Source organism: Jeotgalicoccus sp. FSL K6-3177, assembly GCF_038050175.1.
In the GTDB taxonomy this organism is placed as follows: domain Bacteria; phylum Bacillota; class Bacilli; order Staphylococcales; family Salinicoccaceae; genus Jeotgalicoccus; species Jeotgalicoccus nanhaiensis.
Genome location: NZ_JBBOSK010000001.1, coordinates 2,132,508 through 2,147,988, shown reverse-complemented (window position 1 = coordinate 2,147,988; position 15,481 = coordinate 2,132,508). Strand labels below are relative to the sequence as shown.

Genomic DNA, 15,481 nt, shown 5'->3' with positions numbered 1-15,481 from the left:
CTTCTTAATAGATATAAAATATAACAGAAGAGAGGTTTTATATTTGTAATAAAAAGTTGATTGATGATATTACATAGAACTTGTTAGTATTGAATATTTAAGAAAAAGAATTTAACTTCTGTTGACACAATTATCAGACAGTGTTTTAATACTATTTGTAAGCGTTTTACATAAATTTACGAGGTGGGACATGGTTTCTTCAAAAGACGTTGCGAAAAAGGCTGGGGTTTCCCAGTCGACTGTTTCAAGAGTTAGCAATAATCCTGAGTCTGTTTCTAAAGTGAAAAGAGACAAGGTTGAAAGGGTTATGAAAGATCTGAATTATATTCCGAATTCTGTTGCTAGATCATTAATCAGTAATAAAACAAATCAAATTTCTTTAATTTCCGGCACTTTAAATAATCCGTTTTTTGTAGAGGCTACAAGAACTATAGTGAATGCAGCATATAAAAAAGGGTTTACTGTGAATGTGTTTTTCGAAGAGGATGTCAGCAGAGAAAACTTATACAAAACGGTATTCAGCCAGAAATCAGAGGGAATTATTTTATCGTCAATGTATTATGAGAGTCAGTATTTTGATGAGCTGCTGAAACTGGGTATTCCTTATATAATGTTCAACAGAAAACACAAAAATGGCGGGAATTTTGTAGAAATTGATAACTATCAGGCTGGCTATCTTGGAGCTCAGTATCTAGCTTCGAAGGGCCATACAGATATCCATTTCCTCTCAGGTGAACTTGAAAAATCTACTTTTTTAAACAGGTATAAAGGTTTCTGTGAAGCACTGGATGAATTAAATATTAAATACACTGATTCAAATATATCTATTACAAAACAGAAACCGAAGCTGATTGAGCAGGAGCTCAACAAAGTTCTGTCATTCAAGAATAAACCGACTGCTTTATTCGCAGCGACGGATATGATTGCTTTAACATTAATCGATTGCCTGCAAAAAATGGATTACAGAATACCTGAAGATATAGCAATTATAGGAATTGATAATACGGAAACATTGAGGCACAGTTCTTTAAACCTTACATCTATAGGTCCGGTGGAAGGTGAACACTTAAGCTCAATAGCTGTAGAACAATTATTCAAAATGATTGAAGATGGAGAACAGAACGAGTTTCAAAGAACGATACCTTGTAAGTTATATGAACGCGGCACTGTTTAACTTCATTTTTGAATACGTATTCAAAATGAAGTGCTAAATAAAGGGGTGGGAAAATGGGAATTACAAAGGTTATAGAAAATGAGATTAAGAAAGCTTCAAAATATAATTTGAATACGTACCCATATAAATATATTGGTTCTCTGGAAAATTTAACTATTTATGATTTTGATGAGCCGGCTATAGCTGATGTCGTTAAAACAGCACAGGAAAAATATTTAGAGTATAGAAAAACAACGCTCTACCAAAGAACAGAAATTCTTTTAAATACAACAAAATTGATGGAAGAACATAAAGAAACAATCGCTGAAATTATCAGTTATGAAGCCAAAAAGCCGGTAAAATTTGCTATGCAGGAAATTGAAAGATCGATTCAGACATTAAAGCTTTCCGGCATTGAAGCATCAAAATTAGAAGGGGAATATATTAATTTAGATGTAGCAGCAAATGGCGGGGGAAGAAATGCTTTTACAAAGTATGAATCACTTGGTGTGGTATATGCAATGACTCCGTTTAATTTTCCATTAAATCTCGTCATTCATAAAGTAGGACCAGCATTAGCTGTTGGTAATTCAGTTATAGTAAAACCTTCAGAGAAAACACCTTTTTCTACTTATTTTTTAAAGTATTTACTTGAGCAGTCAGGTCTACCGGAAGGGGTAATGCAGGTTGTTACCGGTGATGGTGAAAAAGTCTCGGATGCTTTACTTTCACATGATGAAATCAAAAAACTATCGTTTACAGGCAGTGTCAGAGTAGGTGAAATTCTTAAAAACAAAATAGGCCTGAGAAAACTAACGTTAGAACTTGGCAGCACTTCACCACTGTATATTTCAAAAAATGTGAAAAAGGAAAATATCAAAGACATTGCAGAGCAAGTAGTTAACGGTGCTTTTGCATATAACGGACAAGCCTGTATAAGCACGCAGAAGGTGTTCATTGACGATGAAGTTTTTGAAAGCGTTATCGAGGAAATCGTGAAGAAAACAAAACAGCTTCAATACGGACCTTTGAACGATCACACAACAGATTACTCAGATTTGATAGATAGTCAGTCCCAGCAAAGAATAATTGAGTGGATTAAAGAAGCAGAACAAGGCGGTGCAGAAATATTGACTGGCGGAGAGAGATATAAAGGTTCAGTAAAACCAACAGTTATTACAGGGACAACTGAAGACATGAAAATATGCAGGCAGGAAATCTTTGGACCGGTTGTGGTCATTGAGAACTTAAAAGGAAGAAATATTACAGAGATATTAAATGACAGTTCTTTTGGACTGAATGCAGGTGTCTTCACTTCAGATTTCGAAGAAGCATTGCAGCTTTCGAATGACCTTGATTACGGGCAGGTACTGATTAATGACGTCCCGACAGTGCGCTTCGATCACATGCCTTATAACGGCAGACGTCATTCAGGTTATGGAACAGAAGGGATAAAATATGCCATTAAAGAAATGTCACAGCTGAAGATGGTGAGTTTGAAATATGTCTGATGCACAATTTAACTTGCCGGTACTGATTTCTGAGTGGCAGGTAAAATATAAACCTCTGCCTCTGATGAGAAAAAAAGGACTAACGCACTTTTTAGCAACAAATCTAATTGAAACATCGACTTCATTCAGCGATGAGAGTTTAAAAGACTTCAAAACTGAAAAATATGACATTACTCTTCCGGTCAGCCTGGATTATGATGTTGATCAATACGGAGAGAAGATGCTGAAGAATTATTATATACATCAAAAGAAGAGTTGGAGCTTTCCGGAGATAAAGAAAATTACAGAATATACTGTTTACCTGCCATATGCGATTGAAGAAGTGGGGAATAAGATATTTTTAGTTGAAGAATCGACAGGAATGAAGAAAAAGATATCCAAAAAGAACAAAATATATGGACTTTTACAAAGGGGATAAATGCATATGACTTTTCTATATATTATTTTGGCAGTTAACGCTGCAACTTGGCTCATTATGTATTTCTTAATATTTAGAACACCGTTACTGGACGTCGATGAGGGGGATAAATAATGGGAAGCGTAGTATTTTGGTCATGGATTTTACTTATCGCATTCGTTGTTATGATGATGACTTTTGGGTTTATGGGGATGAAGAAGACACATAATAATGATGACTTCGCTACAGCACGATCAAGTTATGGACCAATCACAATTGCCCTCGTGATAGCGGCTGGTATTTCAAGTGGTTCGACATTTATGGGGATGCCGGGTCTGGCATTTGATCTTGGTGCGCCGTCACTGTGGTATCCATTACTCTATCCTGTAGCGACAGTATTCGGGATGCTATTCTTTGCAAAAGCAATTAAAGAATATGGTGATACTTTAGGTACAAGAACAATACCTGAATTTATCGGAAATCGTTACGACAGTAACTTTCTTAGAGTAGTACTTGCGATTATCTCAGCACTTCTGATTTTCTATGTCATTTCACAGCTTGTTGCAGCGGCAACGATGTTTCAGATTATGATGGGTGTGGACTATAAAATCGGTATCCTGATTACCATTGTAGTTATTGGTGTATATGTGTTCATGGGCGGTTCTCATTCAGATATTATGACTGATGCTGTACAGGGTATGCTGATGGTACTGATTGCGTTAGTTGTCGTTATTTGTTTTGTGTTTGCTGTCGGAGCTGATGGAGGTTTCAGCGGTATGATTCAAACAATTCAGGAAAGACGCCCTGAAGGACATTTCGGCAAACTGTTTATACCAGGAAATGAAACATACGGTTCTCTATGGCTGGTACTCCTGCTGTTTGTTGCTCACTTGCCATTCGCAATTCAGCCGCATCTCGGGAACAAATTCATGGCAGTGAAATCTGATCGTGATCTTAAAAAATTATTAATGTGGACGACAGTATTTGCAACAATTCTGCCTTTGATGGGTCTTGGAGGAATGCTGGCAATCGCAGTACTTCCTGGAGATATTGATATTCGGCCGGATGCAGTTATTCCGACCTTATTCACGGAATTATTCCCACCATTTATAGCAGCATTTTTAGCAATTGCCGTATTGTCTGCAGTAATGTCGACTTCAGATGGTCTGGTCGTATCATTGACGCAATTATTAGCAAACGATTTATTCCGACTTTCAATTGTGCCGAAGTTAAATATTTCTACAGAAAAAGCAGATCGCATTGAATTAAATATCAGTCGTATTGCAACGCCTATCGTATTAATTATTGCAGCAATTGTTGCGCTGAATCCGCCGCAGTACTTATCAATATTTATGTGGATTGGAATTGGAGGGATTGTATCTTCGACAGCCGGGCCTCTGGTTATCGGATCGCTGTGGAAACGTGCAAATAAAACTTCAGCAATAATTTCATTATTAGTCGGTACAGCAGCCTATTGGATAATTTATCTGCCATTTGGATTTGATGTATCCAATCCATTTGCAGCCGCAGGTCTTGGTGTAATTATTTCTATGGCTACTATGGTTATTGCAGTACTTCTTACTACTAAGAAAAATGAAGATAATTTAACAGAAGTTACAGAGAAATAAGAGGAGATGTTTTAATGAAATTGATTTCACCGAAATTTATATATCATGGAATGGAATCGACGCAGGAAATAGAAAATATACTAAATGATTTAGGAGCTGAAAAAGTTTATCTTCTATGCGATCCGATTTTAGAAGAAATCAATGCAATTGATAAAGTGACTGCTATTCTTGATTCGAAAAGCATCGAATATGTCACTTCCACAAATGTAATGGCAGAGCCGTCAGTCGAAAAGGGAAATGAAATTGTATCAGAAGTGAGAGAAGCCGGTCCTGATGTAATTATTGGACTCGGCGGCGGCAGCACAATTGACCTTGCAAAAGCTGCTTCGTTAGTAGCACCTCAGGAGGGCGGGATTGCAGACTACCTGAATCTGACTGGCGATATGAAACTTGAGAACAAAAAGATACCTAATATACTCATGCCTTCGACTTCAGGAACAGGCGCTGAGGTTACTGATATAGCAGTATTTTCAACAGGAGACAGCAAAGATGCAATCACGGATCCTCTGATGATTGCAGACTACGCAATCGCAGATCCATTCTACACATATTCATTGCCATCTAAAGTGGCCGCAGCTAGCGGTGTAGATGCTTTAACACATGCAATTGAATCATTTACTTCAGTAGAGGCAACACCTTTGACAGATACGCTTGCTGCAGGGGCTATTGAAAAAATTTACCGTAATATCAGAGAAGCAGTGTGGGATAAAACAAACTACGCGGCTAAGGACGAACTTTCTCTTGGAAGTTTAATGGCGGGATTAAGTTTTTATAATGCAGGCTGTGCTGGGGTCCATGCACTGGCTTATCCTTTGGGAGGGAACTTTAAAATACCCCATGGTGAATCAAATGCGGTTCTGCTCCCGTATGTATATGACGAAATCATTAAAGCATGCAGCAATAAATTATCAAAACTGGCCCCAATTTTTGAAATAGATACGCAGGGTAAAAATAATATGGAAATCTCAAGAGATATAACAGATAAATTATTCGACTTAGTCAAAGAAGTAGGACTGCCGGAGAGTCTGCGGCATTATAATATTAAAGAAAAGGATATAAAGCTGCTGACAGAAAACGCATTAAAACAAACACGTCTTTTAGCCCGCAGTCCGCTTGAACTAAGAGAAGCAGAAATCGAAAAAATTTATAAGAATGCACTTAATGGAAGATAAAAATAAAACATAGGGGTGTAATAATGGAAATATTAAAACAAGGCAAGTCATTTGATGATATTAAAACGGCAGACGAAAAAGTATCTGGAATAGTGAGAGATACTCTTAAGAAAATTGAAAATGACGGAGATAAAGCTGTAAGAGAACTTTCTGAGCAGTTTGATAAATGGTCTCCGGAATCATTTAGATTATCTGACGAGCAGATTGAGGATATCGTTAATCAGATACCGGAACAGACTAAAACGGACATTGCTTTTGCTCAAGGCAACATTAAAAAATTTGCTGAAGCTCAAAAAAATTCAATGAAAGACATCGAAATTGAAATGGAACCCGGCATTATTCTTGGGCACAAAAATATACCGGTAAACAGTGTCGGCTGTTATGTTCCAGGCGGCAGATACCCAATGGTAGCAAGCGCACATATGAGCGTCCTTACTGCAAAAGTTGCAGGAGTCAGCCGTGTGATTGCATGTACTCCTCCTATCAATGGTGAAATACCTAAAGAAACTGTATATGCGATGCATAAAGCCGGTGCAGACGAAATATATATTCTCGGAGGCATACAGGCAATGGGAGCAATGGCAATAGGTACTGATTCAATAAATAGTGTAGACATGATCGTTGGACCGGGTAATGCTTTTGTTGCTGAAGCAAAAAGACAATTATTTGGAAAAGTAGGTATTGATTTGCTTGCAGGCCCGACCGAAGTCATGATTATTGCTGATGAAAAAAGTGATCCGGAAATGATTGCGACAGACCTTCTTGGACAGCTGGAACATGGTCCGACATCACCAGGCGTACTGATTACAACTTCCAAAGAAATTGCAGATAAAACTGTTGAGGAACTTGAACGGCAGCTTAAGGTGTTGTCTACTGGGGAAGTTGCAAGTCAATCATGGGAAGAATACGGTCAGATTATATTAGTTAAAGATAATGAAGAAGCATTAAAAGTTGCAGATGATCTTGCATATGAACATGTTGAAATACTTACGGAAGATGAAGACTACTTCCTTGATAACATGACAAACTACGGCGCGTTATTTATCGGTCCGAGAACGAATGTTGCGTTTGGTGACAAAGTGATCGGGACAAATCATACGCTGCCGACAAAAGAAGCAGCTAAGTACACCGGCGGTTTATGGGTAGGCAAGTTTATAAAAAATGTAACTTATCAGCGTATAACTTCCGATGAGAAAAGTGCGAAAATCGGAGAATATGCTGCAAGATTGTGCCAGCTTGAGAATTTCGCAGGTCATGCGGAGCAAGGACTGCTGCGTGTTAGAAAATACGGTAACAAATAAAGGACTAAAAGAGACTGCTGAAGTATTTATTTCAGCAGTCTTATTTGAATTACAGAAATTGAGGTGCGGAAATGGAAAGGGTATCAGTAATCGGCAGCGGCACGATGGGGCATTCCATTGCTATCTCGCTGGCATGGCATCACCACCCTGTAAAAGTATATTGCATAGATGAAGAAGCGGTTAAAAATGCAAAAGAGAATATAAAAGCCAAACTGGGAGTAATGATGAACAATAAAGTGATTAATGACCCCCAGGCAAATAGTATAGAAAGTATGATAGAACTTAAAACAAGTTTTAAAGAAACAATCTCAGAAGCAACTTTTATTATTGAGGCAATTACTGAAAATCTTGAAATTAAAAAAGAGCTGTATAATAAAGTAAGTAAATCTATGAGTAGAAAAGCTGTACTGGCGAGCAATACATCAGGATTTCTCCCTTCTGAATTGTCGGCAGGATTTAAATATCCCGAACAATTTGTCGTCACTCATTTTTGGAATCCTGCACATTTAATTCCTCTGGTTGAGATAGTTCCTTCTGGAGAAACCCGTGAAGAAACGATTAAAAGAACAGAAGAACTTTTGAAAAAGATTAATAAAAAACCGATTGTCATGAAAAAAGAAATAATAGGATTTATCGGCAACAGATTGCAATATGCGATGCTGCGTGAAGCTCAATACCTGCTGGATAACGGCTATGCGGATAAAGAAGACATAGATGTATCAGTCACTCACAGTATTGGCAGAAGATACCCTGTAACCGGTCCTCTAATGACAGCAGATCTCGGAGGGTTAGATGTATTCTCAGCTATATCTAATTACTTATTTAAAGAGCTGAGCAAGGCAGATTCCTCTGGTGAAACGATTATGAATTTAGTAGAACAGGGACAGTATGGAAGTAAGAATGGACGAGGATTTTATGAATGGGGTGAAGAAGCTTCTAGAGAAATAAACAGCAGGAGAGAAAAAATGCTGATTGAATTTCTTAAAATCGATGAAACTGAGGTGTAACGAGATAATGAAGTATTTTACAGAACTTAAAGATAAAGTTGTGATTATAACCGGAGGAAGTAAAGGCATAGGTAAAGAAATTGCTCTTGAATTTTCAAAGCTCGGGGCGAAAGTAGTCATTATTGGTAGAAATGCTGAAGATCTCGAGAGTACTAAAAAAGAATTGGACTGTTACAGTCAAAAGAATATGGCAGTTAAGCTGGATATTAATGACGTTTCAGCTCTGAATATAAATCTTGATAAAATTTATGAAGAATATGGTCAGATTGATGTACTGGTGAATAATGCCGGCATTAATATCGCTAAAGATGCATTTGATGTTACAGAAGATGACTGGGACAAAGTGCTTGATACAAATTTAAAAGCATCGTTTTTTATGTGTCAGGCTGCAGCTAAGAAAATGAAAGAAAATGGAGGCGGCCGAATAATTAATATGGCATCGCAGATGTCTTTTGTAGGATATGTAAAAAGAGCGGCATACGGTTCAAGTAAAGGAGGGGTGCTGCAGCTGACAAAAGCATTGGCAGTTGAATGGGCCAAGTATAATATTAATGTGAATGCAGTGGCTCCAACATTTGTAGAAACGAACCTGACAGCGAAAATGTTTGAGGATGAAGAATTTAAAAAAGATGTTCACAGCAGAATTTTGTTTGATGAACTGCCAAAACCATCTGATATTGTTGGCGGAGTACTGTATCTAGCCTCTAACTTATCAAACTATGTAACAGGAGAGACTATTAAGATAGATGCAGGATGGACAGCGATATAAAAATTACTATAAGTTATTAAGGAGCTGACTTCAGTATGTCGATTAATATAAACCGTATTAAAGAAAATCTTGAATACGTTGGCAATACTTTCAACAGCGGTTCAGAGGGGTATAACCGTCTGGCATTTTCAAAAGAAGAGAAAGATGCGATTAACTGGCTGGAAGGGGAACTGAAGAAAAACGGTATCAGTGTCAGACGGGATTCAATCGGCAATTTATTTGCGCGTATTGGTCCTGAAGATAAACCGGTATATGCTTTTGGTTCCCATCTTGATACTGTTAAGAACGGCGGGCTCTATGACGGTGCCTTAGGTGTAATGGCCGCGCTTGAATGCCTGCTTCAGCTTAAAGGACAAAATTCTCAACACACAGCTTATGAACTCGTCTGTCTTGTCGGCGAGGAAGGTAATCCGTTAGGGGGGACTTTCGGCAGCCGTGTCATTACGGGGCAGGTAAAGAATGATAATCTCGACGATGATATTTTAAAAGCTGCAGATCTGACGAAAGAACAGATTGAAGAGGCTTCTAATACAATTCAGGATTATACCGGTTTTATCGAACTGCACATTGAACAGGGAACTGTTCTTGAGAATAATGGCAACAAAACTGGCATTGTGACCAATATAGCGGGTATTGTCAGAAATCATATTACTGTCCTTGGTGAAGCGGGCCATTCCGGCACCATGCCGATGGAATACCGGAAAGATGCGCTGGTGATGGCGAGTGAGATTGTGCAACGTATCAACAGTGAGGTTCGAAAACTGGATGACGGCACTGTCGCGACTGTCGGACAGCTTGAAGTCAGACCCAATGCCGCGACGATTATTCCCGGCGAGGTGGAAATGACATTTGAGGTACGTTCAGGGAACAAGGAAAGACTGGAATCATTTCCGAAAGGAGTTCTAAGCTGGATTGAAGAAAATTATGACGTGAAAATTAAACCGGGAGTAACGAAACCGACTAATGCCATGTCTGATAAAATTATTGAAACAATCGAGCAGGCGGGTGAAAAACTGGATCTGCCGACTATGCGTATGCTGAGCGGGGCGAATCATGACACGAATACACTGGCGCCGTTTATGGCTGCCGGTATGATTTTTGTGCCGAGTATCGACGGTATCAGTCATAATCCTGCCGAAAAGTCGGATTGGAAATACATCGAAAATGCTGTAAATATCATGCTGGAAACCCTGAAATCATTAGATAAATAAACTATCCCCTGAAGTATTTAAGCGGCTTCAGGGGTTAATTTGTTTGAAACACTTTATTTATATCGTAATAACTCATGGTATCATCAGAGTAGACATATTTAAGCTAATGGAGACAGTCATATGAACAAAATGTATAACAGAGGATTTATAAATGATTTAAATACACAGAATATCTCTGCCGGGATTATAACGGGGACTCTCGGTATTGTCGGCGCTCCGATTATCGTCATTGAAGCGGCGGCAGCGGGCGGGTTTACTCACATCGAGACTATCTCATGGTTTTACGCTGTACAGTTTTTCGGCGCTTTATTCGGTCTGATTATGGCATTATATTACCGGATGCCGATTGTCGGCGCCCATTCTATTACAGGGGTCGCATTTTTAGTCACGGTGACACCGCATTTTACATATCAGGAACTGGTCGGCGGTTTTATCATCACCGGGATTATTATTATGCTGTTTGGTATCTCCGGCATATTTAAAAAAGTGATGAGCTGGATTCCAAGGGAGATTATTTCCGCCATGCTGGCAGGTATTATAACGAGCTACGTTGTCGGATTAATTCCAGCAGCGCAGGAGCTGCCCATCGTTGGAATCAGTGCCATCACCGTCTTTTTTATTTTAACGAAATGGAATTTAAGAATCCCGCCGATGCTCGGCTCGGTGCTGACCAGCATCATCGTCTTCTTTTTGATTTATGACTTTGATATGTCTGCACTTGGGACGGAAGTAGTCCTGCCGATTGTGCATGCCCCGGACTTTTCACTCGCCGGTGCAATCTCGATTTCAATTCCTCTTGCTCTGATGATTTTAAGCAACGATGCCACACCGGCTGTCGGGGCGCTGGAACGGAGCGGTTACAAAGTGCCGACGAATAATATCTTAACTGTGAGCGGTATTTTATCGATATTCACCAGTTTCTTCGGCGGCCAGTCTGCAAACGTTGCGGGAATGATGACGACGATTGCTTCGGATGAGGAATCAGGCGATACAGATAAACGTTACGTCGCTTCTGTGATTTCGAGTGTTATTATGCTGATTTTCGGACTGTTTGCATGGGCACTCGTGCCGCTGATGTTTGAACTGCCTGAAGCGCTGATGGCTATGCTTGCAGGTTTTGTTTTAATCGGTGTATTTGCTTCAACGATGAGAACGAGTTTCTCAAGTTCAAAAAATACGATGGCTGTTGTTTTTACATTTATTATTTCGGTATCGGGAATTTCAATATTCTATGTCAGTGCGCCGGTATGGGCACTGTTAATCGGAACGATACTGGCAAAAGTGGTTAGGAAATAAAAAGCTGCCGGAACTGTGATGTGTTATTCACGTGTTCCGGTATTTTTATTGATGCCGGCAAGTTTCAGCCCGTCTTTGACAACAGATATAACAGTATCTTTGTAGTCATATATATCCCCGTCAATATTCATTTCCTTTAAATCGCGGGCTTGTATTTCAACCTGTTCCGCAGTTAAATAAAGTACTTTCGGGTGCTCCGTGATTCGTCCTTTAAAGGCCATATAAAGCAGCTGTGCAATTTCTTTAGTGTTCACCGGCTCCACATTTAAAATATGCAGCAGCCCGTCATCGGGCTTTGCTTCCGGAATCAGCTTTTCGAGGCTGCCGACAGATGGATTTTTAGAAACCAGTGTCAGCACTGACTCAATCTCCATTTCCAGTTTATTTATTTTTAAACTGATGCGGTACGGCTTCAGCTTCATCAGTGTTTTAAGTCCCGTCCACAGGTAAGCAGCGCGGCCGGTTTTATTTTTAACAGGGGAGCTTACTTTGGCAAAAGAAGACATGAAGTTTCCGAATGCAGCAAGGTACAGCGCATATGTATCATTGACTTTAATAATATCTACCGCTTTTGTTACTGATGTATTCAGTTCTTTTGCTGCTGTCAACGGATTGAGCGGCAGGCCGTTTGATCTGGCAAAATCATTGACTGTACCGGCAGGAATGACAGCGACAGGGGTATCGATATTCTCTCTGCCGAGAATGCTGACGAGTCCGCTGAGCGTTCCGTCACCGCCTGCGGCGATAAAAAGATCAGCGGTTTCCCGTTGTTCAAGAACGATATGTTCAAAATCATCCGCCTCTGTGTATTTGATTACAGCATCAAAATTCTGAGATTCTAAAGTGCGTACCAGTGCTGCTTCAAGTTCCGCTTTCTGCCCCATGCCGGCAGTTCGGTTAATAATGATTAAGGCCTTTTTCATATCGCTCCTCCATTCTGTTATAAACATTATACCGCAGCAGAGCAGAGAAGAAGATGCCGAAAAGACTGGAAATTTTCTATGAATTATACTATAGTAAAATGTATTGGAAACATATGCCGACATAGTTTAATGGCAGAACACAGCCATGGTAAGGCTGCAATGCGAGTTCGATTCTCGCTGTCGGCTTATTTTAAAGGAGAATGCTCAACATGATTGTTATAAGTGCAGTGCTCCTGATCGTTTTAATTTATGCGATTGTGAATGCAGTCCAGTTTTTTAAAAGCACTGATCTCACTAAAGCTGTCAGAGATAAGATGCTGGCGAGAGCTTTTAAAGGAGCTTTTCTTACAGTCACAGGCGGCTGGTTTTTCTTTGAATTATTCATGATTATGAGAATAGAACCTTCATTTGAAGTCTATCGCATAGTAATGTTAATCATTGTAATTATCTCACTCATCGTATTCGGACTGAATTTAAAAGTGCAGAATCAGCGTCCTGAGTAAGCAATCTTTTATGTTAATGTATAATCGTGATAAGGTTAAAAATTTAAATGAAAGATTGAAGGTCAATATATGAAGAACTTAATTATTAGAGTAATTAAGGAAACGATGAAAGATCCTGTTAAAAGAGAAAAAGTATTAAATTATGTTAAGCCGATTATTTCCAACTATACAAATAAGAATAATAAGAAGAAATAGAGAAAAATCCGGTCCTCAAAGAGGTCCGGATTTTTGGTTATTTATCAATATCTATATTCTTTACTTCTCTGACCTTAGCATCTTCATTCTTCACTTCACTCACTCTGATATCATCATGTTTCACTGTACCTGATACATGTTCCATCTTCTCAACGATTTCTTTTGTAATTACAATTTCTTCTGTGACAACGTGTTCCTTAATCACCCTGATCCGTTCTTTCGTCACCGGAATTCTGATGATGCCGAGATCGTCATCGCCGTCTTCTGTATTATTATAGGTCTCAAACAGCGGTTCGCCTTCGACAGGACGGCGTTCTACAGTGACATTATCCATATTCACCGGCACATCAAATTCTTCAACCTTCGAATCCGTATACTTTTCAACAACGACTTCTCCTGTTTGAACTTTTTCTTTACTTACAGCAAGCCTTTCTTCACGAAGCTCCATCGTTTCTTCATCCTGCGGTGTTTCAAGACCGGATTCATCAATATATAAAAGAAGTTCTCCATTATTCAGAGCGTTCGTATAGTTATCGCGTTCTGCATTCGTCATCGTCAGGCGCTGGCTGCCATCCAGCTGCGCCAGCAGTTCTTCGATACTCTCGGCACCGGTCATCCGTTCGTTTACATCTGGATAATCCGTCAGAAAATCTCCATAGCCTCGGGTCGATACGACTGTCAGTTTATGTTCAGATGTTCCCGTCCTTGTATAATGCTTCAATCTTTCATGTAAATGTTCTTCATTCGCAATCAGTTCAATTTGCCCCATAATGCCAGACCTCCATCGTTATTAGTAATTATTCCTTTATTCCCCGTATAGACTAAGTGCAAACCGGCAGTAAGTTGTGATATTCTTTATTTAAACACGGGCAAAGGGGATGACCAGATGTTTAAAGATGAAATCGAGGCGCTGATTGAACGTCAGCCGACAAAAGATATTTCTTATAAGATTGAATTTGATAATCAGATATATGTACATAGGGAACATGCAGTGTACCCTTCAGCCAGCACGATAAAAGTACCGATTGCGCTGATTAATCTGCAGCAGCATTTTCATAATTACGAAGATATTTCGCTTACAGTGGGTAAGAAAGTCGGCGGCTGCGGCGTGCTTCACACGCTCGAGAGCGTTAAGCGCCTGACTTTATGGGATACGATTGTGCTTGCGATTATTATTTCTGATAATACCGCATCAAACATGCTCATCGATAATATCGGCATCGACCGGATTAACGAAGGGTTTACGGCACTCGGTCTCCACGACACGACGCTCGCGCGCAATTACTATGATACGACGGGTATTAATGAAGGAAAGCGCAACGCAACATCAGCCGCTGATATGTTTACGTCCATGAAGTACGTAATTCAGGAAAACGATGTGCTGCCGGAAGACATCAGACAGAACTTCTTTGATGTCATGAAAAAACAGCAGATTAACGACAGAACCGGCGGATTTTTTAATATCGATGAAGACCATGAGGCGGAGTTTATCGCCTCGAAAACAGGGTCGGTGACAGCGCTCGAGCATGAATTCGGCATGATTCAACTGAATGGCAAACAGCTCATATTTTCTATTTTCTCAGACAACTGGCCGACGAATCAGGAAGGCAAATATTTCCTGAATGAAATGGGTAAAATATTTAAGAAGTATATGAATTAAATTTTAGAAACCAGGGAGGCACTTATGACAGAACTCACTTTGCAGGAAGCAATTTTTACAGTCAGCAATCTCCGTAATCAGCTTAATAAGGAATATGCGAAATTCGATACTGAATACCGCGTGCCGGTCGCCGTAAATAACGAAAGTGTTGTAAATGACAGCAAGACAGCGGATGTAAAAGATTCTCTTAAAAAGATTGAACAGCTGAAACACGATATTATTACGCTGAAGGCTGCCGTTCATCATAAAAATACAACAGGAGTGCTTACGATTGATGATGTGGAATACACCGCATCAGAAGTGCTGGAATCACTGAAACTGGAAAGGGATATCGTCAATAATCTGCAGAACAATACGTCTTTCGGCTACCATCGTGAACGTATTAAAACTGTCGCCGGTGTCGGTATTGTTGAAGAGGGTATTATTAATGAAAAAGAAGTAATCGAATATATTGAGGCGCTTGAAGTAAAGGTAAACCGTAAATCCATGCTGATTGATAAGTTCAACAGTACGGAAACAATTGAAGCGGAACTTAAAACGATATAAAAGTTTTCGGCAGAAATCAGGCCCCTTTCTTATATGATAATTTGATGGATTACAATTTACGGTTTATTTATCTGATTACGTTTTAAGAATCCGGATGCTGGACACGAAACACAATCGTGCTGATGACCTGATTTCGACGGGGATTTCCCAAAAACTTCCGGGCGGAAAGTTTTGCCTTTAGGACCGTCTGTACATAAAAAAAGACATGC

Annotated in this window: 16 protein-coding genes and 1 tRNA gene; 15 read left to right on the top strand and 2 right to left on the bottom strand. The window is 39.5% G+C overall.

All coding sequences use genetic code 11. From position 1 onward, the window contains the following. Positions 1-190: 190 nt before the first annotated feature. The 10 genes from MHH58_RS10970 to MHH58_RS10925 all read left to right on the top strand — a co-directional run bounded on the left by MHH58_RS10970 (position 191) and on the right by MHH58_RS10925 (position 11,445). Positions 191-1,174, top strand: coding sequence for a LacI family DNA-binding transcriptional regulator (locus tag MHH58_RS10970; protein ID WP_341345904.1), 984 nt, complete (start codon positions 191-193; stop codon positions 1,172-1,174). A gap of 53 nt (positions 1,175-1,227) precedes the next feature. Next, on the top strand, positions 1,228-2,664 hold the full coding sequence (locus MHH58_RS10965) for an aldehyde dehydrogenase family protein (protein ID WP_341345903.1): 1,437 nt from the start codon (positions 1,228-1,230) through the stop codon (positions 2,662-2,664). Next, on the top strand, positions 2,657-3,082 hold the full coding sequence (locus MHH58_RS10960; protein WP_341345902.1) for a hypothetical protein: 426 nt from the start codon (positions 2,657-2,659) through the stop codon (positions 3,080-3,082). Before MHH58_RS10965 ends, MHH58_RS10960 begins: the two co-directional genes overlap by 8 nt. A gap of 113 nt (positions 3,083-3,195) precedes the next feature. After that, positions 3,196-4,689: a sodium:solute symporter family protein gene (locus MHH58_RS10955; RefSeq protein ID WP_341345901.1), complete on the top strand. Its 1,494-nt coding sequence runs from the start codon at positions 3,196-3,198 to the stop codon at positions 4,687-4,689. Between the two features lie 14 nt (positions 4,690-4,703). After that, a complete protein-coding gene (locus MHH58_RS10950; protein WP_341345900.1) occupies positions 4,704-5,861 on the top strand; it encodes an iron-containing alcohol dehydrogenase in 1,158 nt (385 codons plus the stop codon). A gap of 20 nt (positions 5,862-5,881) precedes the next feature. Beyond that, entirely contained in the window at positions 5,882-7,162 is a 1,281-nt protein-coding gene (gene hisD / locus MHH58_RS10945; protein WP_341346107.1) for a histidinol dehydrogenase, read from the top strand. Between the two features lie 71 nt (positions 7,163-7,233). Next, the gene (locus tag MHH58_RS10940) at positions 7,234-8,169 is read left to right on the top strand and encodes a 3-hydroxyacyl-CoA dehydrogenase family protein (RefSeq protein ID WP_341345899.1); all 936 of its coding nucleotides are present in this window, start codon (positions 7,234-7,236) and stop codon (positions 8,167-8,169) included. Positions 8,170-8,176: 7 nt separating this feature from the next. Then, positions 8,177-8,938 carry an SDR family NAD(P)-dependent oxidoreductase gene (locus tag MHH58_RS10935; protein ID WP_341345898.1) on the top strand — a complete coding sequence of 254 codons (762 nt, stop codon included), beginning with the start codon at positions 8,177-8,179 and terminating at the stop codon, positions 8,936-8,938. Between the two features lie 35 nt (positions 8,939-8,973). Then, positions 8,974-10,149, top strand: a complete 1,176-nt coding sequence (locus MHH58_RS10930) for a M20 family metallo-hydrolase (protein WP_341345897.1) — start codon at positions 8,974-8,976, stop codon at positions 10,147-10,149. A gap of 120 nt (positions 10,150-10,269) precedes the next feature. Next, on the top strand, positions 10,270-11,445 hold the full coding sequence (locus MHH58_RS10925) for a benzoate/H(+) symporter BenE family transporter (RefSeq protein ID WP_341345896.1): 1,176 nt from the start codon (positions 10,270-10,272) through the stop codon (positions 11,443-11,445). A gap of 23 nt (positions 11,446-11,468) precedes the next feature. On the opposite strand, the gene MHH58_RS10920 is transcribed toward MHH58_RS10925, so the two are convergent. Further along, positions 11,469-12,368 carry a diacylglycerol/lipid kinase family protein gene (locus MHH58_RS10920; protein ID WP_341345895.1) on the bottom strand — a complete coding sequence of 300 codons (900 nt, stop codon included), beginning with the start codon at positions 12,366-12,368 and terminating at the stop codon, positions 11,469-11,471. A 115-nt stretch (positions 12,369-12,483) separates the two neighbouring features. Between MHH58_RS10920 and MHH58_RS10915 the strand changes: the two genes are divergently transcribed. From MHH58_RS10915 to MHH58_RS10905, 3 genes are all read left to right on the top strand, one after another. After that, positions 12,484-12,554: transfer RNA gene (locus MHH58_RS10915), tRNA-Thr, on the top strand. A gap of 23 nt (positions 12,555-12,577) precedes the next feature. After that, complete coding sequence (locus MHH58_RS10910) at positions 12,578-12,871, top strand: hypothetical protein (RefSeq protein WP_135098849.1); 294 nt, start codon at positions 12,578-12,580, stop codon at positions 12,869-12,871. 69 nt (positions 12,872-12,940) lie between these two features. Beyond that, positions 12,941-13,066, top strand: a complete 126-nt coding sequence (locus MHH58_RS10905) for a hypothetical protein (RefSeq protein ID WP_265588377.1) — start codon at positions 12,941-12,943, stop codon at positions 13,064-13,066. Positions 13,067-13,103: 37 nt separating this feature from the next. On the opposite strand, the gene MHH58_RS10900 is transcribed toward MHH58_RS10905, so the two are convergent. Then, positions 13,104-13,835, bottom strand: coding sequence for a YsnF/AvaK domain-containing protein (locus MHH58_RS10900; protein WP_341345894.1), 732 nt, complete (start codon positions 13,833-13,835; stop codon positions 13,104-13,106). A 117-nt stretch (positions 13,836-13,952) separates the two neighbouring features. Here MHH58_RS10900 and MHH58_RS10895 point away from each other — a divergent pair, with 117 nt between their 5' ends. Next, complete coding sequence (locus MHH58_RS10895; RefSeq protein WP_341345893.1) at positions 13,953-14,726, top strand: serine hydrolase; 774 nt, start codon at positions 13,953-13,955, stop codon at positions 14,724-14,726. Between the two features lie 24 nt (positions 14,727-14,750). Then, positions 14,751-15,272 (top strand): hypothetical protein, encoded by a 522-nt coding sequence (locus MHH58_RS10890; RefSeq protein WP_341345892.1) that lies wholly within the window; start codon positions 14,751-14,753, stop codon positions 15,270-15,272. Positions 15,273-15,481: the final 209 nt, after the last annotated feature.